Origin of the sequence: Streptomyces sp. NPDC057963, assembly GCF_042887155.1 — a bacterium.
In the GTDB taxonomy this organism is placed as follows: Bacteria; Actinomycetota; Actinomycetes; order Streptomycetales; family Streptomycetaceae; genus Streptomyces.
Map to the genome: position 1 here is coordinate 24,403 of NZ_JBHVPX010000009.1, position 20,181 is coordinate 44,583.

Annotated in this window: 15 protein-coding genes; 7 read left to right on the plus strand and 8 right to left on the minus strand. The window is 71.6% G+C overall.

Annotation, left to right across the window (positions count from 1 at the left end):
* Positions 1-73 precede the first annotated feature (73 nt).
* Positions 74-937 carry a hypothetical protein gene (locus tag ACFVT1_RS21705; RefSeq protein WP_389797833.1) on the plus strand — a complete coding sequence of 288 codons (864 nt, stop codon included), beginning with the start codon at positions 74-76 and terminating at the stop codon, positions 935-937.
* Between the two features lie 124 nt (positions 938-1,061).
* On the plus strand, positions 1,062-3,470 hold the full coding sequence (locus ACFVT1_RS21710) for a Tex family protein (protein ID WP_389797835.1): 2,409 nt from the start codon (positions 1,062-1,064) through the stop codon (positions 3,468-3,470).
* A gap of 171 nt (positions 3,471-3,641) precedes the next feature.
* On the opposite strand, the gene ACFVT1_RS21715 is transcribed toward ACFVT1_RS21710, so the two are convergent.
* The 4 genes from ACFVT1_RS21715 to ACFVT1_RS21730 form a co-directional block, all read right to left on the minus strand.
* Complete coding sequence (locus ACFVT1_RS21715) at positions 3,642-5,279, minus strand: ABC-F family ATP-binding cassette domain-containing protein (RefSeq protein WP_389797838.1); 1,638 nt, start codon at positions 5,277-5,279, stop codon at positions 3,642-3,644.
* Positions 5,280-5,382: 103 nt separating this feature from the next.
* A complete protein-coding gene (locus ACFVT1_RS21720) occupies positions 5,383-6,711 on the minus strand; it encodes a BCCT family transporter (protein ID WP_389797840.1) in 1,329 nt (442 codons plus the stop codon).
* Between the two features lie 74 nt (positions 6,712-6,785).
* Positions 6,786-8,099 (minus strand): M14 family metallocarboxypeptidase, encoded by a 1,314-nt coding sequence (locus ACFVT1_RS21725; protein WP_389797842.1) that lies wholly within the window; start codon positions 8,097-8,099, stop codon positions 6,786-6,788.
* Complete coding sequence (locus ACFVT1_RS21730) at positions 8,096-10,084, minus strand: Xaa-Pro dipeptidyl-peptidase (protein ID WP_389797845.1); 1,989 nt, start codon at positions 10,082-10,084, stop codon at positions 8,096-8,098. The genes ACFVT1_RS21725 and ACFVT1_RS21730 overlap by 4 nt, the downstream gene beginning before the upstream one ends.
* Positions 10,085-10,297: 213 nt before the next feature.
* Here ACFVT1_RS21730 and ACFVT1_RS21735 point away from each other — a divergent pair, with 213 nt between their 5' ends.
* Together ACFVT1_RS21735 and ACFVT1_RS21740 are read left to right on the plus strand one after the other, a co-directional pair.
* Complete coding sequence (locus tag ACFVT1_RS21735) at positions 10,298-11,791, plus strand: M1 family metallopeptidase (protein ID WP_389797847.1); 1,494 nt, start codon at positions 10,298-10,300, stop codon at positions 11,789-11,791.
* Between the two features lie 160 nt (positions 11,792-11,951).
* Positions 11,952-13,007, plus strand: a complete 1,056-nt coding sequence (locus ACFVT1_RS21740; protein ID WP_389797850.1) for a LacI family DNA-binding transcriptional regulator — start codon at positions 11,952-11,954, stop codon at positions 13,005-13,007.
* Here the strand turns inward: ACFVT1_RS21740 and ACFVT1_RS21745 are convergent.
* A complete protein-coding gene (locus tag ACFVT1_RS21745) occupies positions 12,970-13,887 on the minus strand; it encodes an oxygenase MpaB family protein (RefSeq protein WP_389797852.1) in 918 nt (305 codons plus the stop codon). The genes ACFVT1_RS21740 and ACFVT1_RS21745 overlap by 38 nt on opposite strands.
* A 288-nt stretch (positions 13,888-14,175) precedes the next feature.
* Here ACFVT1_RS21745 and ACFVT1_RS21750 point away from each other — a divergent pair, with 288 nt between their 5' ends.
* Positions 14,176-15,093 (plus strand): oxygenase MpaB family protein, encoded by a 918-nt coding sequence (locus ACFVT1_RS21750; protein WP_389797855.1) that lies wholly within the window; start codon positions 14,176-14,178, stop codon positions 15,091-15,093.
* A 67-nt stretch (positions 15,094-15,160) separates the two neighbouring features.
* Positions 15,161-15,610 (plus strand): hypothetical protein, encoded by a 450-nt coding sequence (locus ACFVT1_RS21755; RefSeq protein WP_389797858.1) that lies wholly within the window; start codon positions 15,161-15,163, stop codon positions 15,608-15,610.
* Positions 15,611-15,684: 74 nt separating this feature from the next.
* Here ACFVT1_RS21755 and ACFVT1_RS21760 read toward each other — a convergent pair whose 3' ends face one another.
* The 3 genes from ACFVT1_RS21760 to ACFVT1_RS21770 form a co-directional block, all read right to left on the minus strand.
* On the minus strand, positions 15,685-16,317 hold the full coding sequence (locus tag ACFVT1_RS21760; protein ID WP_362196177.1) for a TetR/AcrR family transcriptional regulator: 633 nt from the start codon (positions 16,315-16,317) through the stop codon (positions 15,685-15,687).
* Between the two features lie 162 nt (positions 16,318-16,479).
* Entirely contained in the window at positions 16,480-19,158 is a 2,679-nt protein-coding gene (locus ACFVT1_RS21765; RefSeq protein WP_389797861.1) for a M4 family metallopeptidase, read from the minus strand.
* Positions 19,159-19,316: 158 nt separating this feature from the next.
* Entirely contained in the window at positions 19,317-19,838 is a 522-nt protein-coding gene (locus ACFVT1_RS21770; protein ID WP_389797864.1) for a helix-turn-helix transcriptional regulator, read from the minus strand.
* Positions 19,839-20,008: 170 nt separating this feature from the next.
* Between ACFVT1_RS21770 and ACFVT1_RS21775 the strand changes: the two genes are divergently transcribed.
* The gene (locus ACFVT1_RS21775; protein ID WP_389797867.1) at positions 20,009-20,167 is read left to right on the plus strand and encodes a hypothetical protein; all 159 of its coding nucleotides are present in this window, start codon (positions 20,009-20,011) and stop codon (positions 20,165-20,167) included.
* Positions 20,168-20,181 lie beyond the last annotated feature (14 nt).

Consider the following 20,181-nt stretch of genomic DNA (forward strand, 5'->3'; position numbering starts at 1 on the left):
ATGCGGGGAACCCCGTGATTCAGAGGCCGTCCGGGGGTTACCGGTCGTACCGACCAGTCGGTAATGTGCCCGTATGAGTACTCTGCCGCCGCGCGCCGGACGCCGCTGCCACCACGCCATCAACCCGTTGCACTCGACGGTCTACTTCTCCCCCGACCTCGGCAAGGAGTTCGGGGAGCTCGGCATCGACGACCCGAACGCCGCGTACTTCGCCGCCCGCGCGGCGGCGCTGGGCGCCGTCGGCCCCGGCACGGTCACCGCGGCCTTCTACAACTTCAACCACGACCTCGTCGCCCGGCATCTGCCCGCCGTGTGGTCCGTCGCCTCACCGCAGGCCGCCCTGGACGCCCGGCTGCGCGCCGCCGACTCCACGCTGCGCCGGCTGCTGGGCGAGGAGATCGCCACCTCCCCCGAGATGGCCGAGGCCGCCGGGCTGGCGCTGCGCGCCGCCGAGGCGTGCACGCGACACGCCCGGCCGCTCTACGCCGCCCACGCCGGCCTTCCGGTGCCCGAGGAGCCGCACCTGGCGTACTGGCACGCCGGCACACTGCTGCGCGAGCACCGCGGCGACGCCCACATAGCGGCTCTCCTCGCCGCCGGTCTCGACCCGGTGGAGGCCCTGGTCAGCCACACCGCGACCGGCAAGGGGATGAACTCGCGCTGGATCCTCACCACCCGCGGCTGGCGCCGCGCCGACTGGGAGGAGGCGACCGAGCGGCTGCGCGGGCGCGGACTCCTGGACGGCGAGGGCGAGTTGACGGAGGCGGGCACCGCACTGCGGGCGGGGCTGGAGGAGGCCACGGACCGGATGGACCTGGCCCCGTACGAGCATCTGGGCGAGGAGGGCGTGGCGCGGCTGACCGAGCTGGGGCGCGGCTTCCTGTTCACGGCGGCCTCGGCGGGCGCGTTCCCGGCCGATCTGATGGGCAGGGACTGAGCACGCCGACTCGCGGCAACTGGGGTGGTCGGGCGACACGGCGCCCGGCCACCCGGCACAATGCAGGCGGAGGGGCCCCGCCCCGGTAAGCACAGCCAGTACGAGAAGGCGAGTCGGTAGAACCGTGACGACGTCCATCGAAGGCAGGATCGCCGAGGAGCTCGGCGTACGCGAGCGGCAGGTGAAGGCGGCCGTCGAGCTGCTCGACGGCGGGTCGACCGTGCCGTTCATCGCGCGCTACCGCAAGGAAGCGACCGAGATGCTCGACGACGCGCAGCTGCGCACGCTCGAGGAGCGGCTGCGGTATCTGCGGGAGCTGGAGGACCGTCGTACGGCGATCCTCGACTCCGTGCGCGAGCAGGGCAAGCTGGACGAGGCATTGGAGGCGCAGATCCGGGCCGCCGACACCAAGGCGCGCCTGGAGGACATCTATCTGCCGTTCAAGCCCAAGCGGCGCACGAAGGCGCAGATCGCCAGGGAAGCGGGGCTCGGACCGCTCGCGGACGGCCTGCTCGGGGACCCTGCGGTGGAACCGCTCGCCGCTGCCGCCGCCTTCGTCGACGCCGGCAAGGGCGTCGCGGACGCCGCGGCGGCGCTGGAAGGGGCTCGGGCCATTCTCGCCGAGCGGTTCTCGGAGGACGCCGATCTGATCGGTGAACTGCGCGAGCGCATGTGGTCGCGCGGCCGGCTCGCCGCCAAGGTGCGTGACGGCAAGGAGGAGGCGGGGGCGAAGTTCGCCGACTACTTCGACTTCGCCGAGCCGTTCACCGCACTGCCCTCGCACCGGGTGCTGGCGATGCTGCGGGGCGAGAAGGAGGACGTGCTCGACCTGGCCCTGGAGCCGGAGGAACCGTCCGAGACGCCCGGCCCTTCGGCGTACGAGAACATGGTCGCCCGGCGTTTCGGGGTGGCCGACCGCGGCCGTCCGGGCGACAAGTGGCTCGGCGACACGGTGCGCTGGGCCTGGCGCACCCGGATCCTGGTGCACCTCGGCATCGATCTGCGGCTGCGGCTGCGTACGGCGGCGGAGGACGAGGCGGTACGGGTCTTCGCGTCGAACCTGCGCGACCTGCTGCTCGCCGCGCCGGCCGGGACACGGGCCACGCTGGGTCTCGACCCCGGATTCCGTACGGGTGTGAAGGTCGCCGTCGTCGACGCGACCGGCAAGGTCGTCGCGACGGACGTCATCCACCCGCACGTCCCGGCGAACAAGTGGGACTGGTCGCTGGCCGCGCTGGAGCGGCTGGCGAAGGCCCACGACGTCGACCTGATCGCGATCGGCAACGGCACGGCGTCCCGCGAGACCGACAAGCTCGCCGGTGAACTCATCGACAAGCACCCCGAGTTGAAGCTCACCAAGGTGATGGTGTCGGAGGCGGGCGCCTCGGTGTACTCGGCTTCGGCCTTCGCGTCGCAGGAACTCCCCGACATGGACGTGTCGTTGCGCGGTGCCGTCTCGATCGCGCGACGCCTTCAGGACCCCCTCGCGGAACTGGTGAAGATCGACCCGAAGTCGATCGGTGTCGGCCAGTACCAGCACGATCTGTCCGAGTTGAAGCTGTCGCGTTCACTGGACGCGGTCGTCGAGGACTGTGTGAACGGTGTCGGTGTCGACGTCAACACCGCGTCCGCGCCGCTGCTTTCACGGGTGTCGGGGATCGGCTCGGGGCTCGCCGAGAACATCGTCGCGCACCGCGACGCGAACGGGCCGTTCCGGTCGCGCAGGGCGCTCAAGGATGTGGCGCGGCTGGGCCCGAAGGCGTACGAGCAGTGCGCGGGCTTCCTGCGTATCCGGGGCGACGACCCGCTGGACGCGTCGAGCGTGCACCCGGAGGCCTACCCCGTGGTACGGGCGATGGTGAAGCGGACCGGAAGTGATGTCGCGTCGCTGATCGGCAACACGGGCGTGCTGCGGTCGCTGCGGGCCGACGACTTCGTGGACGAGAAGTTCGGTCTGCCGACGGTCACCGACATCCTGAAGGAGCTGGAGAAGCCGGGGCGCGACCCTCGTCCGGCGTTCAAGACGGCCACCTTCAAGGAGGGCGTCGAGAAGATCGGTGATCTGTCGTCCGGGATGGTGCTGGAGGGGGTCGTCACGAATGTCGCGGCGTTCGGCGCGTTCGTGGACATCGGTGTGCACCAGGACGGACTGGTGCATGTGTCGGCGATGTCGCACACGTTCGTGAAGGACCCGAGGGATGTCGTGAAGCCGGGCGACATCGTGAAGGTCAAGGTCATGGATGTCGACATTCCGCGGAAGCGGATCTCGTTGACTCTGCGGCTGGACGACGAGGCGTCGGCGACGACGGGGGGCCAGGGCGGCGGGCCGAAGCGGGAGCGGGGCGAACGGGGCGGCCAGGGCGGCCGGCCGCCGCGGCAGCGTCAGGGCCAGGGCGGTCAGGACCGCGACCGGCGCGGCGGTGGTGGAGGCGGCTCCGCGCGTCCGGCGCCGGCGCCGCTGAACAGCGCGATGGCGGACGCGCTGCGCCGGGCCGGGCTGACGGATCCGAAGCAGGGCGGCAAGAGGGGCTGACGCCGGGGCGGGGAGCCCGGTGCGGTCCGCCGCGCGGAGCTGCCCCGTCCCCGCCCTTCCGGGGCCGGGGTTGCCCCGGGCCCCGGCCCCCACCTGCCGGACGGACTTGGGACGCGGGTCCGAGGCCGGCCCTGAGTCACGGTGAGGGTGCCGGGCGAAGACCCGGCATCCTCACAGCTCCTTCACCCTGCCGTCCACCACTTCGACGCGCCGCGTCGTCCGTACGGCTTCCAGCATGCGCCGGTCGTGTGTGACCAGCAGCAATGTTCCCGTGTACGAGTCCAGCGCCGATTCCAGCTGTTCGATGGCGGGCAGATCGAGGTGGTTCGTCGGCTCGTCGAGGACGAGGAGGTTGACGCCCCGGCCCTGGAGCAGGGCGAGCGCCGACCTGGTGCGCTCGCCGGGCGAGAGGGTGGTCGCGGGACGCATCACATGGTCCGCGCGCAGGCCGAACTTGGCGAGCAGGGTGCGGACTTCGGCCGGTTCGGTGTCGGGGACGGCCGTACAGAACGCCTCCAGGAGCGTCTCCGGACCGTGGAACAGCCTGCGCGCCTGGTCGACCTCTCCGACCACGACGCCGGAGCCGAGCACCGCGTGCCCGGCATCCAGGGGGAGGCGCCCCAGGAGTGCGGCGAGGAGCGTGGACTTGCCCGCTCCGTTGGCGCCGGTGATGGCGACCCGGTCCGCCCAGTCGATCTGCAGCGACGCCGGCCCGAAGCTGAAGTCGCCGCGTACGGCTCGGGCCTCGCGCAGGGTCGCGACGACCGATCCGGAGCGGGGCGCGGCGGCGATCTCCATCCGCAGTTCCCACTCCTTGCGCGGCTCGTCGACGACGTCCAGCCGCTCGATCATGCGCTGGGTCTGCCGGGCCTTCGCGGCCTGCTTCTCGCTCGACTCGCTCCGGAACTTGCGGCCGGTCTTGTCGTTGTCGGTCGCCTTGCGGCGGGCGTTCTTCACGCCCTTGTCCATCCAGGAGCGCTGCATCTGGGCGCGCCCTTCGAGAGCGGCGCGCTTGTCCGCGTACTCCTCGAACTCCTCACGGGCGTGCCTGCGGGCCCTGTCGCGCTCCTCCAGGTAGGCGGCGTACCCACCGCCGTACAGGTTGATCTGCTGCTGGGCCAGGTCCAGTTCGAGGACCTTGGTGACCGTGCGCATCAGGAATTCGCGGTCGTGGCTGATGACGACCGTGCCCGCGCGCAGCCCGGAGACGTAGCGCTCCAGCCGCTCCAGGCCGTCCAGGTCGAGGTCGTTGGTGGGCTCGTCGAGCAGGAAGACGTCGTAGCGGGAGAGCAGGAGGGAGGCCAGGCCCGCGCGGGCCGCCTGGCCGCCGGAGAGCGCGGTCATCGACAGGTCGAGGCCGACGGTCAGTCCGAGTTCGGCGGCGACCTCCTCGGCGCGCTCGTCCAGGTCCGCGCCGCCGAGCGCCAGCCAGCGCTCCAGTGTCTCGGAGTAGGCGTCGTCGGCGCCCGGCGCCCCGTCGACGAGGGCCTGCGTGGCGGTGTCCATGGCCGTCTGGGCGTCGGCGACGCCGGTGCGGCGGGCCAGGAACTCCCGCACCGTCTCCTGCGGACGCCGCTCCGGCTCCTGCGGGAGGTGGCCGACGGTGGCGGTGGGCGGGGAGAGCCGCAGCTCGCCCTCCTCCGGGCGGTCGAGCCCGGCGAGCAGCCGGAGCAGGGACGATTTACCGGCGCCGTTGACTCCGACGAGACCGATCACGTCCCCGGGCGCGACGACGAGGTCGAGCCCGGCGAAGAGTGTGCGGTCGCCGTGTCCGGCGGCGAGGTCCTTGGCGACGAGAGTGGCAGTCATCAGGGTGCCGATCCTAATCGCCGGCCGGGGAGCGCGGAGCAGCCCGGCCGGTCCCGGTCCGGGAGCGGCGAACGGCGGGGGTGCGCGGCGGGGGCGCGCGGCGTCAATGGTCCGGCGGGCCGGACGGGCTCGGCGGGCCGGACGGGCCAGGGCCCTCGGGGAGCCCCGTGGTGATCCGGCCGCCGCCCGGACCGATCCGGATCTCGAAGTCGCCCGCGTACTTCGCGTGCCCGGCGACGACCGCGGATTCGACCGCCTCCACGCCGGACTCGCGCCGTACGATCAGCGGGTCCTGGCGCAGGTCCCGTATCAGTGCCACGCACATGCCGATCATCACGAGGGTGAACGGCGCGGCCACCAGGATCGTCAGGTTCTGGAGCCCGGCGAGCGCATCCCCCTCTCCGTTGCCGATGAGCAGCATGATCGCCGTCACCGCTCCGGTCACCACGCCCCAGAAGACGACGACCCACCTGGCGGGTTCGAGGATGCCCTTCTGGGAGAGTGTGCCCATCACGATGGAGGCGGCGTCCGCGCCCGAGACGAAGACGGCGAGGATCAGGGCCAGCACCATGTTGGTGTTGGAGAGCCACTGGATGCCCTTCTCGACTCCGGAGACCGCCGAGGCGACGAAGGCGACGGTCAGGGCCTCGATGATCAGGACCAGCAGCCCCGTGCCGGTCTCCTCCTTCCAGTGCAGTTCGTGGAAGCCGCTGCCGATCTGGAGGGCACCGAGGCCCAGTGACGCGGCGGAGCCGAAGAGGGTGGCGAAGATGGCGAGGATGTCGATCAGCCGGCCGAGACCGCCGTGGGCGCGCCGGCTGCCGATGAGCGGCTCGAAGACGGCACTGATCGTCTGCCTTCTGCGGCGCCGGAAGGTGCTGTACGCGATGGCCAGGCCGACCACGGCGTAGATCGCCCAGGGGTGGAGCGTCCAGTGGAACAGGGTGGTGGCCACCGCCGTCTGCATCGCGTCGGCGGCGTCGGCGGGGTGGGTGCCGGGCGGCGGGTTCGTGAAGTGGGCGAGCGGCTCGCCGACTCCGTAGAACATCAGGCCGATGCCCATACCGGCGCTGAACATCATGGCGACCCAGGACACGGTGTGGAACTCGGGCTCCTCCCCCTCCTGGCCGAGGGTGATCCTCCCGTAGCGGCTGACGGCGAGCCACAGGGCGAAGACCACGAAGCCGGACGCCGCGAGCATGAAGGCCCAGCCACCGTTGTGGATCAGGCCGTTGAGCATGGAGCTGGAGACGGCCTCCAGCGAGTCGGTGGCCGTGGCGCCCCAGACCACGAAGGCGAGGGTGAGGACGGCGGTGACCCCGAACACCACCCGGTCCGTCGTGGGGTGCCGGTCCTGCGTCGGGTCACCGGGGAGGTCCGCCGTCACCGGCAGATCCCCCCGGCCGCCCGTTCCCTGTTCGTCGTGCGGCACGGATGGCACCTTTCCCGGAGGCCGCTTTTTCGCTCTCCGTAGGCCGTACCACACGCGGTGCTCATCTCACGGGATCAACAAGAGGTATCGGCTTGCCCGCTTGTGAGGTGATAAGTCGCACGCCCGTCCAGGAGGAGCGGAATCAGATTGCGGGCCGACTGCCGCAGCGGTACGTACGCTCCGTCACCGTCGCGCCGGGAGGCGACGCCGTGCAGGGCCAGTTCGTCCTTGACGTCGTCGAACTGGGCCCTGGTGAGCCGGTATCCGCACGGCGGGTCCTGGAGTACGCGACCGGCCTCGGGCGCCTCGTTGTCGGCGCCGCCGAGACGGACGGGGCCGCGGTCGTCGAATCCCGCGGCGCGGGATGCGGCGGTGGCGGCCGCGATCCGGCCGCGGTTTTCGTCGGTGAAGGTCAACAGACCGTCGAGCGCGGTGAGTTGGGAGTGGACGCGGCGTCGGCTGTTGAGCGCCGGGTCGGCCTTCTCGGCGTCGCTGAGCGCATCGACGCGGGATTCGATGAGCAGGCCGACGGCATGCTTGATGCCCGAGGTGTTGCGCAGGATGCGTTCCTGCCCGTCTCCGGCGGTCTGCTTGATCGGATCGCCGGTGACGGGGTCGGTCCAGATGCCGTAGAGGCCGCTGCTATAACCGGCCTTTGCGGCGGCGGGCCGCACATAGCTCTCGGCGAGGGTCCGCGATTCGCCGTGCACCCGGTCGGAGACGTTGAGGTTGCGGGGCCACAGGACGAAGAGGTCCTTGTCGTAGTAGGGCGGGGTGGCCCCGTACTCGTGCAGGTCGTAGATCACATCGGGTTTCCGGTCGCGGATGACCGCCGCCATGGCGCGGGCCTCGGCGGTCTGCAGCGCGATGTGGTCGCGGTTGATGTCCACGCCGTCGGAGTTGCCCCGGGTATCGGCGGCGCGCCCGTCGGGGTTGGCGGTGGGCACGACGAGGACACGGGTGCGGGAGAGGAAGGCGCGGGTCGCCCGGTCGCGGGCAGAGGCCAGATCGCGAATGGTCGTCAGACACGCTTCGCGGCCGGACGGTTCGTCGCCGTGCTGACTGCAGATCAGCAGCACCGTGTCGGCGGCGGGGCGGTGGCTGCCGATCCGGACGAGCTGGAGCGGACGCCCCTGCTTCGTCGTGCCGATCCGGTCGACGGAGACCCGGTCGCTGCCCCGGTCGACGGCGGCCAGGAAGGACTGCTCCTCCGCCTGGCCGGTCCAGCGGGCCCCCTCGCTGATCTCGAAGCCGGTACGGGGCTGGGGCCGGGTGTGCGCGGCCTCGGCGGGCGCGGTGACCAGCGGGACGGCCAGGACGGCCGCGGCTGCCGACAGGACGATTCCGCGGCGGACGGGCCCGCGTGCGGCCGGTGTGCGGGGTGTCATGAGCGGCTGCCTCCCGGGATGCGGGGGGCGGGACGCGGTGGCGTCACGCCCTCGGAGTGGACGGCGCGGGCTGTCGCGGGTGCGGAACCCGCGGTGGCTCGTACGAAGGCTCCGGCACCGCCGGTGAACGGCAGCTTCGCGGACGTACGGGCCAGGTCGAGGGTGAGCGTCGGCGTGGAGTCCGGCGGGTCGATGAGGTCCCGGTCGGTGCCGGCGACGATCAGGGCGAGCCGGTGTCCGGCCGGGACGACATGGTCGGTGGCCGCCAGCTGGATGGTGAGCGTGTAGGCCCTGCCGGGGGTGAGGGGGCGGCCCTTTCCGGCGGAGGCGTACGTGCCGAGGTCGGCCCAGCCGCGGCTGAGGACGGTCCGGTCGACCGCGGCCGTGGCGGCCCGGGTCTCCTTGAAGCAGGAGCTGTCCCCCGCCGTGCTCGCGCCCCAGCAGGTGCGGTCGGTGAGGGTGGTGATGCCTTCGCCGGGCGAGCCGTAGTCGCGGATGGTGTCGGGGCCGATGTCCACGAGGACCGCGGAGAGATGGGCGGTCGACGTGGTCGGGGTCGCGGTGACGGTCACCGTGGACGATCCGGAGAGCCGCAGGTCCCGGGTGAGCGGCGCGGTGCGGAATCCGGCCTTGGCGCCCGTGGTCCGGTCCAGGTCGGCGGCCCACCGCGTCTCGCCCTGCGACGGATCGTCGGTGAACGTCTCGGTGGCGCCGGGGCGGGCGGGCCGCAGGCCGAGGGTGCCGACGCCGGGCGCGCTGCCGGGGCCGGGGCGCACGGTGGTGGTGTGCGTGGTGCGGGGCGGCCAGACCCTGTCGGTGGACCACTGGCCGGGGTGGCGTTCGATGTCGGCCATCGGTTCGCGGTCGATGCCGTTGTCGTAGCCGAGGAGGTAGTGGTCGAACCAGCGGTGCAGCGTGTCGACCCACTCGGCGCGCCGGTAGTCGAACGGGTCGACGTGTCCGGTCTGCGAGAGCCAGATCTTCCGCTCCACGCCCCGGTCCGCGAGGGCGTCCCACCACTGGCCGAGGTGCTTGGTGCGGACGTTGAGGTCCTGCATGCCGTGTACGGCGAAGACGCTGGCCCGCACCTTACCGGCGTCCTTCACGTAGTCCCGCTCGCTCCACGGCTTCGTCCAGTCTCCGGTGCGCGGCGCCCCGTCGGCGAGTTGCCGCTGGACGGCGGCGCAGCGGTCGCGCGCCTCGGGGCTCTCCACGTAGTCGGAGAGCCCGTCGGGGCCGCCGTCGTAAAGGGGCGCGCCCTGGGCGAAGTAGTAGTCGTACCAGGAGGAGATGGCGCCGATCGGCACGATGGTCCGCAGCCCGTCCACGCCGGTCGCCGCGACGCCGTTGGCGACGGTGCCGTCGTAGCTCTTGCCGATCATTCCGGTGCGGCCGTTGGACCAGCCGGCCGTGGCGCGCCCGGCGCCGGTGCGGGTGGTGTAGCCGCGGGCGCGGCCGTTCAGCCAGTCGACGACGGCCTTGGCGGACTGCACGTCGGAGCGTCCGCCGACGTCGACACAGCCGTCGGAGCGATTGGTTCCGGCCAGATCGACGGCGACGAAGGCGTAACCGCGCGGCACGAAGTAGTTGTCGTAGTACAGGGGGAACTGGACCGGCCGGCCGTCGGCGTCGTACGTCTTGAGCTGGCTCTCGTTGCCGCGGCCGCAGCAGGAGTAGTACGGGCTGGCGTCCATGATCACGGGGACCTTCCGGCCCCGCAGGGCGGGTTCGCGCGGCCTGACGATGTCGACGGCGACGCGATCGCTCCTGCCGTTCCCGTCGCCGTCCAGCCCGGTGTCGACCCAGACGGATTCGCGGACGGCATTCTCGTACGAGTGGACGGGCCGGCTCTCCGGAGGCCCGCTCTTCAGGGGGCTCGCGCCCTGTGCGCCCGCCGGTGGGAGCAGGACGGCCATCAGGGCGGCGACGGCCGCCACCATCAGCGATCTGTACGTCAAGCGGGTACCCCGCGCACGTGTCGGCATGGGCGGAAGGTACCCCGGCCAACTCCTGTGCGACAGGGGGCGATCGACTGGGAGCGATCACCGATGCGCGTGCCGCTCGGAGGCCGCGTGCCATGTCGGCCGAATGGCGATCGTGTGACAGATGCGGCCATGTACACGACCAACGCGGCAGTCGCCGAATAGTCTCGGCATGACGGTTCGAAAGATCATTCGCCCCGACGACTTGGAGCATTCGTGCACCGCAGACTCATCGTCCCGAGCGCACTCGCGGCCTCCCTGCTGCTGGCGATCCCGGCCTCGGCCGCCGAAGGCACCGCGGGCGCCCCGGGCATCGGCGATCCCTACTACCCGGCCAGCGGCAACGGCGGCTACGACGTCTCCCACTACGACCTGCGGCTGAAGTACCAGCCCGCGACCGATCTGCTGGAGGGCACGGCGACGATCCTCGCCACGACCACCCAGGAACTCTCCCGCTTCGACCTCGACTTCGGGCTGGACGTCTCCGAGGTGCGGGTGAACGGCAAGAAGGCGGGTTTCGCCAGGAGCGGCGAGCAGGAGCTGGAGATCACCCCGTCGGCGCCGCTGGCGAAGGGCCGGGACGTCTCGGTGGTCGTGCGGTACGCCGGGAAGCCGTCCGAGGTGGAGATCAACGGCTGGACCTCCTGGGTCCGCACCCCGGACGGCGCCGTGGCCGCGCAGGAGCCGGAGTCGGCCGCGTGGTGGTTCCCCAGCAACGACCACCCGCTGGACAAGGCGACGTACGACATCTCGGTGTCCGTGCCGGACGGCACCCAGGCGATCAGCAACGGCACGCTCCAGTCCCAGAGTTCGAAGCTCGGCTGGACCCGCTACAACTGGCGCTCCGCGAAGCCGCAGGCGACGTATCTGACGACCTTGGCGATCGGCCGGTTCGACATCACCACGGACACCACGTCGGACGGGCTGCCGGTCGTCAACGCGTACAGCAAGGACCTCGGCGCCGAAAGCGGTGCGGCACGCGCCAGCATCGAGCGGACCACCGAGGTCGCCGAGTGGCTGACGGGGGTCTTCGGGCCGTACCCCTTCGACGCGCTCGGCGGCTACTCCCCCCACGTGAAGAGCTCGTTCGCGCTGGAGACCCAGACCAGGCCCTTCTACAGCCCGAAGCAGTTCGCGAACGGTGCGAACGTCTCCGTCGTCGTCCATGAGCTGGCACATCAGTGGTACGGCGACAGCGTGTCCCTCAAGGGCTGGAAGGACATCTGGATCAACGAGGGCTTCGCCCGCTACAGCCAGTGGCTGTGGTCGGAGAAGGAGGGCGAGGGCACCGCACAGGAGCTGGCGGACTACACGTACGCCCAGCATCCGGCGGACGACGCCTTCTGGACGGTGAAGCCCGGCGACCCCGGCCCGGACAACCAGTTCGACGCGGCCGTCTACGACCGGGGGGCGCTGGCGCTCCAGGCGCTGCGCAACGAGTTGGGCGACGAGACGTTCTTCGCGCTGCTGAAGGGCTGGCCGGCCGAGCACGCCTACGGGAACGCGAGCGTGGGGGACTTCGTGGCGTACGCGGAGCGGGTCTCGGGCAAGCCGCTCGCCGGCTTCTTCGACACCTGGCTGTACCGGCCGACCCGGCCCGGGTCCCCGGCGGCGGCCGGGGCGCGCTCGCTGCGCGCGCCCGCGCACCCGGCGCGGCCCGCGTCATGGAAGCAGATCGCGGCGACGAACACGATTCACGACCACCGCTGACGGGCCGTCGGATCGGTTCCGGGCTCCGTCGCCCCCTCTCGCCGGTGGGGCGGCGGTGCCCGGCGGACGGCCGGGGGCGCCGGTTACGCTGATGGCGTCGGTGCCGTCCGGCCGACCCCGGCCGTTCCAGGCCCGGTCCCGCGCGTACGAGGAGCGTCCCTTGCCCGGTCCGACCCCCGGTCCCCCTGGAGATGCCCGGCCCACGCTGGAGGCCGTGGCGGCCCTCGCCGGGGTCTCACGGGCGACGGCCTCCCGGGTGGTGAACGGCGGGGCGGGGGTGCGGCAGCCGCTCGTGGAACAGGTGCGCAAGGCGGTCGACGAGCTGGGCTATGTGCCGAACCACGCCGCCCGGACCCTGGTCACCCGGCGCAACGGCGCGGTCGCCGTGATCATCGACGAGCCGGAGTTCCGGATCTTCTCCGATCCGTTCTTCTCCCAGCAGATCCGCGGCATCAGCCGTGAACTGAACGTGTACGACGCCCAGTTGGTGTTGCTCCTGGTGGAGGGCAGCGGGGACTTCGACCGGGTCGCCCGCTATCTGGCCGGTGGCCATGTGGACGGTGCGCTGGCCTTCTCGCTGCACACGGACGACGAACTCCCCGCGATCATCCGGCGGTTCCGGGTACCCACGGTCTACGGCGGCCGCCCCGGCCGGCCGGGCGCGGCGTCCGAACTGGCCGTCCCGTACGTCGACTGCGACAACCGGGGCGGCGCGGCCGAGGCCGTACGCCATCTCGTCTCCCTCGGCCGGCGGAGGATCGCGCACATCGCCGGGCCGCGCGACCAGACGTCGGCACTCGACCGGATCGACGGCTATCGCGATGTGCTGCCCGACGGCGATCCGGCACTGCTCGTGGAAGGTGATTTCACCGTCGAGGGCGGAGCACGGGCCATGACCCGGCTCCTCGATCGGCACCCGGTCCCCGACGCGGTCTTCGCCGCGAACGACCTGATGGCCTCGGGCGCCCTGCGGGTACTGCGCGAGCGCGGTCACCGGGTGCCGGAGGAGGTGGCCCTGGTCGGCTTCGACGACATGGTGTCGGTAGCCGAGGCCACCGACCCCCCGCTGACGACGGTCCGTCAGGACGTGGCGGGCATGGGGCGGTTGATGGTGCGGATGCTGATGCGGCGGCTGAACGGCGAGCTCACGGACGAGGGCGACGGACCCGAATCGGTGATCACGCCGACGCAGTTGGTGCGCCGGGCCTCCGCCTGAGCCTCCCGGCTCCCCGGGCGTCCTCGCGATGCGCCGCCCGCGCCCTGCGCGCGTACGGCAGGTAGCGCAGCCGCTCGGGGAGCACGGGTACGACGCGCCGCACCACCGCGCAGAACCGCCGCAGCTTCCGCTCCTGCGCGTCCGTCCACTCCAGCCCGATCGCCTCCCGCGCCTCCGGCGGCATCAGCCCGATGGTGACGAAGCGGCGGAACCGGGCCAGCGGCGGAAGGAGCAGCGGCCACAGCGCCTTCAGCAGCAGCCGCACGGGCAGCGGTCCGCGGTCCGGCGGCGGCACGGGGCGGTCGGTGGCGGTCAGGTCCTCGACCACGACGGTCGGCCCGATCTCGTCGGCGAGCACCTTGCGGAAGTACGGCCAGAACTCCTCGATCGTCTGCGGCATGTCCCGGTCGCGGATGCCGAGCACCCGGCCGACCTGGAGCCATTCCCGGTAGAGGGCCCGTTCCTGCGCGTCGGAGAGCGGCCGGACGAGATAGCGCGCGGCGTGCTGATAGACGGGGAAGCCCGTGGCGTGCACCCACGCATAGTTCGCGGGCGACAGCGCATGGTAGCGGCGCCCCCGGGTGTCGGTGCCCTGGATGGTGCGGTGCAGCTCGCGGAGGCGGCGCCCCTCCTCGGCGGCCGCGTCACCCCCGTACACCCAGAGCTGGAGCGAGCGCAGGGACCTCTCTCCGCGCCCCCACGGGTCCGTGCGGAAGACGGAGTACTCGTCGACGCCCGCGCCGACCGCCGGGTGGGCGACCTGGAGAGTGAGGGCGGCGGGCAGCATCAGCAGGGCCCGGATGTCGCCGGAGAGGCTCCAGAGCACGCCGCCGGGCGGCGGCGGTACGGGGATGCCGCCTCTGACTGCTTCGGTACTCATGCGGTGCTCCCGGCGGTCGGCGGGGCCTGCGGTTCGGTGCCCGACCCTTCTGTGATCCAGTATGCGATCGCTTCCGCTCCGGCGCGTACGGGCCCCCCGGCGCCTCCCGCCGCACATGCGCGTCGCCGGTGTTGACGCGACTGATGAAACAAGTAGAAGGTATTTGTATCTTTGACTCATCCCATCCGACGGACCGTCAAAATTCCTGTGCACGGCGGGAATCGACCAACCGGAAGAGGCAGGAGAGCGGGTCCGTACGGAGTCGGTACACGGACAGGAGGGCGCACCATGGGCCGATACAGCCGCCTGCGCGAGATCCGCCGGATGGATCCCGCGCGCGATTACGCCGAGATCCTCCGGCTGATCTCGCAGTACGAGTTCCCCTGGGACTACCGGCAGGGCGTGGGCGTGGCGTTCCTCCGCGACTACGGCGTCCCCCGGATCTCGGTGCTCCTCGACCGTACTCAGGAGTTCGAGCGGTCCGGACAGAAGCGGTACGACGACACGGTGCTGTTCGGGTACGAGATGGCCGCGGACGGCTTCGACTCGGAGCGCGGCCGGGCCGCGGCGCGTCATCTCAATCGGATCCATGGAAAGTACCGGATCCCGAACGAGGACTTCCGCTATGTTCTCGCCACCACGGTCGTGGGCCCGAAGCGCTGGATCGACCGGTACGGCTGGCGCCCGCTGTGCGCGCAGGAGGTCCAGGCACTGGCGGAGGCCGGCCGCAAGATGGCCGCGATGATGGACATCGAGGGGGCCCCTGAGACATACGAGGGGTTCGAGCGGCTCCTCGACTCCTACGAGGAGCGGATGTTCGCGTACGACCCGGCCAACCGGCGGGTCGCGAACGCCACGTTCCGGATCATGGCGAGCTGGTATCCGCGGCCGCTGCGCCCCCTCGTGGCGCGGTTCTCGCTCGCCCTGCTGGACGAGCCGCTGCTCCTGGCGCTGGGCTTCCGGCGGCAACCGCGCTGGGCGCGGTCGTCGGCCGCGGGAGCGCTGCGGTTGCGGGCGCGTTGCGTACGGTGGCTGCCGGCCCGGCCGGACTGGCTGCCCTCGCGCCCGCAGCCCCGTTCGTACCCCTTCGGCTGGCGGCTCGACGACCTCGGCCCGCAATGGGCGCGCAGCCGTCCTCTGGAGCCCCTGCCCGACGAGGCGGGGCCGGTGGACCGAGCGGAGGTCCGGCCGCCGGCGGACGCGTGAAGCCGCAGTGGGTGCCCCGGAGCGCCCGTGCTCCACTGGTGCCCCGCCCCTCACCGGAGGTCCGCCCGTGGCCCGTCTCCAGCTCCGTACCGGCGTCCACCCCGACGAGCCGGACGTGCCCGTCATGACGCTGGTCGTCGACCCCGGCGGCCCGCCCGGCGAGCGTGCCGTCGCGCGGCTCGGCGACTACTGCATGGAGGGCGACGGAGTCTTCTACCTGCTGGGGACCGACGGCTGGGGCGAGCACACCCTCGACGACGGCCGCCTGGTCATCGACATCGCCGTGTACCCGTTCGCGCTGGGACAGGTCGGTGCGGACGCCGCGGCGTTCCCCGGCCGCTCGGCGGTCGACCCGGAGGCGGCGCTGGTGCTTCGCGCGGAGACCGCGGTGGACCCGGAGCTGTACGCGCGGGCGGCACCCGCGACCGCGGTGTTCACCGCGGGCCCGGACCGCACGCTCGACGACGTGCTCGCCGACGGCCGGCCGATGCTGCTCGGGCTCCCGCCCGAGCGGTGAACCGGCCGCCGGGTCCGGCTCCATGCCCCGCATGTGACCGGCCGGTCCCGGTCGCGCTCCGGAAACGGACGGCCCTACCCCGCGGCGAGCAGCGGCACCAGGTACCGGCGGGCGAACGCCCGCACCTGGGCGTCGTCGTCCAGTCGGAAGCAGCTGACGGGGTTGAGGAGGAAGGAGACCGTGATCCGCACCATGAGCTCGGCGACGGGTGCCGGATCGCTGTCCGGCCGTCCCTCCGCACGCCGGGCGTGCCGCAGCCGGTCGGCCAGGTACTCGCGGATGGCGAGGAAGGCGGGCCCGCTCTCCAGGGTCAGAAAGGGCAGCATGGTCTCGGGCTCCAGCCTCAGCAGGCCGCCGATGAGCGGGTGTTCGCGGATGTGCCGGAGGACGGCGGCGAATCCCTCGACGAGCCGGTCCTCCGTCGTGGGCAGGGCGGCCACCGCGTCGTCCACCTCCACGACGAAGCGCCGGTACTCGCGCAGCAGGCAGGCGGAGACCAGGCTGTCCTTGTTGCCGATGCGCCGGTACACGGTGACCCGCGAGACCCGTGCGCGCTTGGCGACGTCGTCGACGGTCGAACGGCGCAGCCCGAAGGTCATGAACTGCTCACGCGCGGCGTCGAGGATCTGCTCGCTCAGCGCGTCGGAGGGCGGTGTCTCCCCGAGCGCCCGGGCCAGCAGTGTCTCGTCCGTGCTCCGTGCCGCCATGGGCCCTCCCCGTTCCGCCGGTACCACCCCACCATAGAAGCCGGTCCGGGAACCGTGTCCGGCCGGGCGCCCGCCGTGCGGGACTCCGGTGCACGCCACGGGCGGGGCACCCACCGGAGTCCGGTGCGCGCCCCGCTCCGCGGTGCGATGCGGGCCGGGGTGCTACTCGCAGGTCCCGGCGAAGGTCTCGCGGGTCACCACATCGGTGGCCGCGGCGGTCGTGTCGAGCCACGCGACGCGCCGGCCGTCACCGAGGGAGGGGGCCAGCTGGGCGCCGGAGGAGCAGGAGACGCGGCTGTAGTTGTCGAGGCCGGCGAGCACGTCCGCGGTCTTGGCGACCTTCACCTTGCCCGGTCCGCTCCAGGAGCCGAGCGCGCCCCACAGGTCGTACGTGGAGTAGGCGAAGTAGTCGTCGTTGACCGAGAACTGGGCGACGTAGGTGCTCGACGGGTAGCGCAGCTTCGCGGCCTCGGACAGGTCGTCGAGCGGTGCCGACATGAACGTCGTGCTCGGGATCAGGAAACCGCCCGTCTCGCGCCAGAAGACGCGGTCCGAGGTGATCTGGAGGTCCGAGACGTAGTTGAAGAGGAAGCCGCTGATCCGCTTCGTCTGCGTGGTGCCCTTCGCGATGTCGTAGACATGGACGTACGTGCCGTCGCCGCCCGCCCAGGCGATCTTGCCGTGCTTCATCGTGAGGTGGGCGGCCTTGGTGCCCGCCTCCGGGGTCACGTTGACGGTCCTGCCGCTACGGTCGCGCAGCATGACGTCCTGCTCACCGTCGGCGGTGGTGCTGATGTAGGCCAGCGCGCCGTGGTCGGTCACCGGCTCGGTCTCGTCCGCGCCCGGCAGGTCGACCAGCTTCTTGATCGCGCCCTGCCCCTTGTCGCCGGCCCCGTAGACGCCGATGCCGTCGGCGGTGATGCGGGTGAAGACGATGCGGTCGTCGTCCAGCGAGGGGTCGAGCAGGTAGGCGTCCTTCTGGGCCAGTTCGTGCTTCGGCTTCTTGTCGAAGCGGCCCACGGTGATGCCGAAGGCGGCACTGCCCTGGCCCCAGGCGATGGCGTCGCCGTGGCTGATCGCGTAGACGTCGCCGTTGATCTGCGCGGCCTGCTCGTCGACCCCGCTGTAGACCTCGTACGCGGGCAGGATGTCCGCGCCGATGGTGGTGCCGTCGTGCGTGCCGCCCTTCTGCTCCCAGCCCCGCTCGATGCCGTGGTCGTCGAAGGCCTTGCCGATGGTGGCGAGGTCGCTCTTGGAGACGTTCAGGGACTTGGCGGCGAGGGTGACCGCGTTGCGCATGTCCGTGAAGCCGGACAGCGGTGTGAGGTAGTTCTGCGCGGACCGGTAGATGATCCGGTCCGCGAGCTTGCTGTCGAGGTTCTTGCGGATGTCCCACAGCGCGCCGCCGACGATCGTGGAGTTGTAGTGCACTCCGCCGTTGTCGATGTCGAGCGTGATGGGCTGGTAGTCCTTCTGCGCGTCGCGTCCGTCGTTCAGGTCGCGCAGGGCGCACTCCTCCAGCGGCTTCGTGCCGTTGCAGAGGTACTCGCCGATGAGGCCGGACGTCGGGTCGCTCATCGCGATGCCCTTGTCGGCGGTCTCCATGGCGTTGCCGAAGTAGTCGGATATCGCCTCGTTGAGCGCGCCCGACTGGTTGAGGTAGACGAGCCCGGCGGAGTGCTCGGTGACACCGTGCGTCATCTCGTGGCCGACGACGTCCAGGCCCACGGACAGCGGCACGCCGTCCATGTGGCCGTAGACCATCTTGGAGCCGTCCCAGAAGGCGTTGGCGTAGTCCTTGCCGTTGGCGGCGACGTTCACGACGGAAGTGATCGTGCCGCCCTTGCCGTCGACACCGTCGCGGCCGATCTGGTTCTTGTAGTACTCGTAGACCTTCGCCGCGTTCAGGTGCGCGTCGACGGCGCCGGACGAGGTGTTCGCGCCGTCGAAGCGGTCGCTCGCCGACGTGCCCAGCGGGATGTCGTCGGTGACCGGACCGCCCGCGACGAGCGTGTAGTCCTTGCGCTGCGCGTCGTACGTACGGATCTGACCGCCGGTCTGCTCGTACATGGAACGCGTGGAGTCGACGAGCGTGTACGAGCCGTCCGCCTCCTTGTCGACGTCCAGCTTCGCCACGGAGCCGTCGACGCGTACGCCCGTCCCCTGCGCGGGCGACGCGTCGGCCGCGTCGATGTTGTTGTACGAGAGCGCGACGCCGCCCACCCGCGCGTCGACGTACACCTCCTGGCGCACCGGGCTGCCGTCCGCCCTGCCGCCGGTGACGGTGAAGTGCCAGGCCAGCCTGCCGCCCTGGGCATCGGGCAGCACGGAGAGGCCGTGCGCCTCGGTCCTCGCACCCCGTATGCCGGACAGGCCGCGATCGAGCGTGAACATGCGCTGCTTCGCGGTGGCTTCGGCCACCTTCGGCGTGGTGGAGACCGTGAGGCCGGTGTAGAGCGTGCCGGTCGCGGACGTGACCTGCTGGCCGCCGTCGGCCGCCACGGTCTGCACCGCGTACTCGGCGCCGAAGACCGGGACGCCGTCGTGCTTCTGCTGGAAGCGCACCGAGGACTGCTTGCCGTCCTTGGTGGTCCGCACCGTCCTCAGGTCGGAGACGGGCACCTGGTACATGTCCTTGTGAGCCTTCAGGTGGGCTCGGGCGGCCTCGGCGGGCGTACCCGCGCGGGCGGACTCGTCCAGACCCTGCGTCATCGCGGGCGCGACCGGCACCGCGTTCGCCGCCGTGGCGGCCGGGGCCGGGGCCGGGGTGTCGTCCGCCCAGGCGGGCGCGGCCAGCAGTGCCGACCCCGTGGCGGTGACGACCACACCGGTCGCGATCATCCGCCGAATCCTCGTTCTTCTCACAGAACCCTCCCCATCACACATCTGTCCGTGGAGCGCGCACGCCCCGTCCGGTTGACGGGGTAGATGTTTCGGTACGCGGGGTTCCGCCAACAAGAGATGGTGCTGGCGTGAACTTGCCGTGGCGTAAATACGCCTCAGGGGCCCTGGGGTGGAACCGGGTTGCCCGTCTCCCCGTCCAGCCAGCCCGCGCGGGCCGCGTACCAGCCGAGCTGGAACCGGGTCGCGGCGCCCACCTCGTCCATCAGGGCGTGCAGGCGCCGCTGCACGGTGCGGTGGCCCATGCCCAGCTGGCGGGCGATGGCCGCGTCGGTCAGTCCGACGTGGAGGAGGGCGACGATCTCCCGGTCGACCGCCGCGCCCGGGGACTCGTCCTTGTCCACGCCGCCGGAGGCGTTCAGCCGCCACCCCTTCTCGAAGTGCTCGTCGAAGAGCGAGCCGAGAGCGGTGAGCAGGCCCGTCCGGTGCACGACGAGCGCCACCGGTTCGGTCTCGCGCTCCGGGTCCAGGGGCAGCAGGGCGATACGGCGGTCCACGACGACGAGCTTGATCGGCAGCCGGTCCGTGACGGAGATGTGCTGGCCCTGGGCAACGCAGGCGGTCAGTACGGACGTCGTCCCCGGCCGCTCCAGCCACTCCCGTTCGACGACGCTGCGCACGGTCGCACCGCGCCGCGGCCGGTCGCAGGGGGAGCGGCGATCCGCCCCCGAGTGGGCCCGGGGGCTGCGAAAGACCCGGCAGAGGTCCCGACGACCTCTATCGCGGGCCGCCAACCCTTCCTAGTATTGCGCGAGTTGATCGACCGCACGTTTCCCACAGGAGGCCTGTCGTGAAGCACAGCATGTCCACCAACCCCCAGCACGTACTGTCCGAGAACCTGGACAACGAGGCGGAACTCGACCTGGTCATCGGCGAGCTGGAGCAGGAGATTCCGGCCCGCGCCTCTTCCGAGACCAGCACCTGCGTCAGGGTCTACTGTTCGCTCTGACCATTCGGCGCGAG

Excerpts from the sequence above, each read along its gene's own strand:
- ACFVT1_RS21765 (WP_389797861.1), bottom strand. The coding sequence starts at position 19,158 with ATGATCGCGACCGGTGTGGTCGTCACCGCCACGGGGTCGGCACTGCTG.
- ACFVT1_RS21760 (WP_362196177.1), bottom strand. The coding sequence starts at position 16,317 with ATGGCGGCACGGAGCACGGACGAGACACTGCTGGCCCGGGCGCTCGGG.
- ACFVT1_RS21725 (WP_389797842.1), bottom strand. The coding sequence starts at position 8,099 with ATGACACCCCGCACACCGGCCGCACGCGGGCCCGTCCGCCGCGGAATC.
- ACFVT1_RS21730 (WP_389797845.1), bottom strand. The coding sequence starts at position 10,084 with ATGCCGACACGTGCGCGGGGTACCCGCTTGACGTACAGATCGCTGATG.
- ACFVT1_RS21750 (WP_389797855.1), top strand. The coding sequence starts at position 14,176 with ATGGGCCGATACAGCCGCCTGCGCGAGATCCGCCGGATGGATCCCGCG.
- ACFVT1_RS21715 (WP_389797838.1), bottom strand. The coding sequence starts at position 5,279 with ATGACTGCCACTCTCGTCGCCAAGGACCTCGCCGCCGGACACGGCGAC.
- ACFVT1_RS21745 (WP_389797852.1), bottom strand. The coding sequence starts at position 13,887 with ATGAGTACCGAAGCAGTCAGAGGCGGCATCCCCGTACCGCCGCCGCCC.
- ACFVT1_RS21705 (WP_389797833.1), top strand. The coding sequence starts at position 74 with ATGAGTACTCTGCCGCCGCGCGCCGGACGCCGCTGCCACCACGCCATC.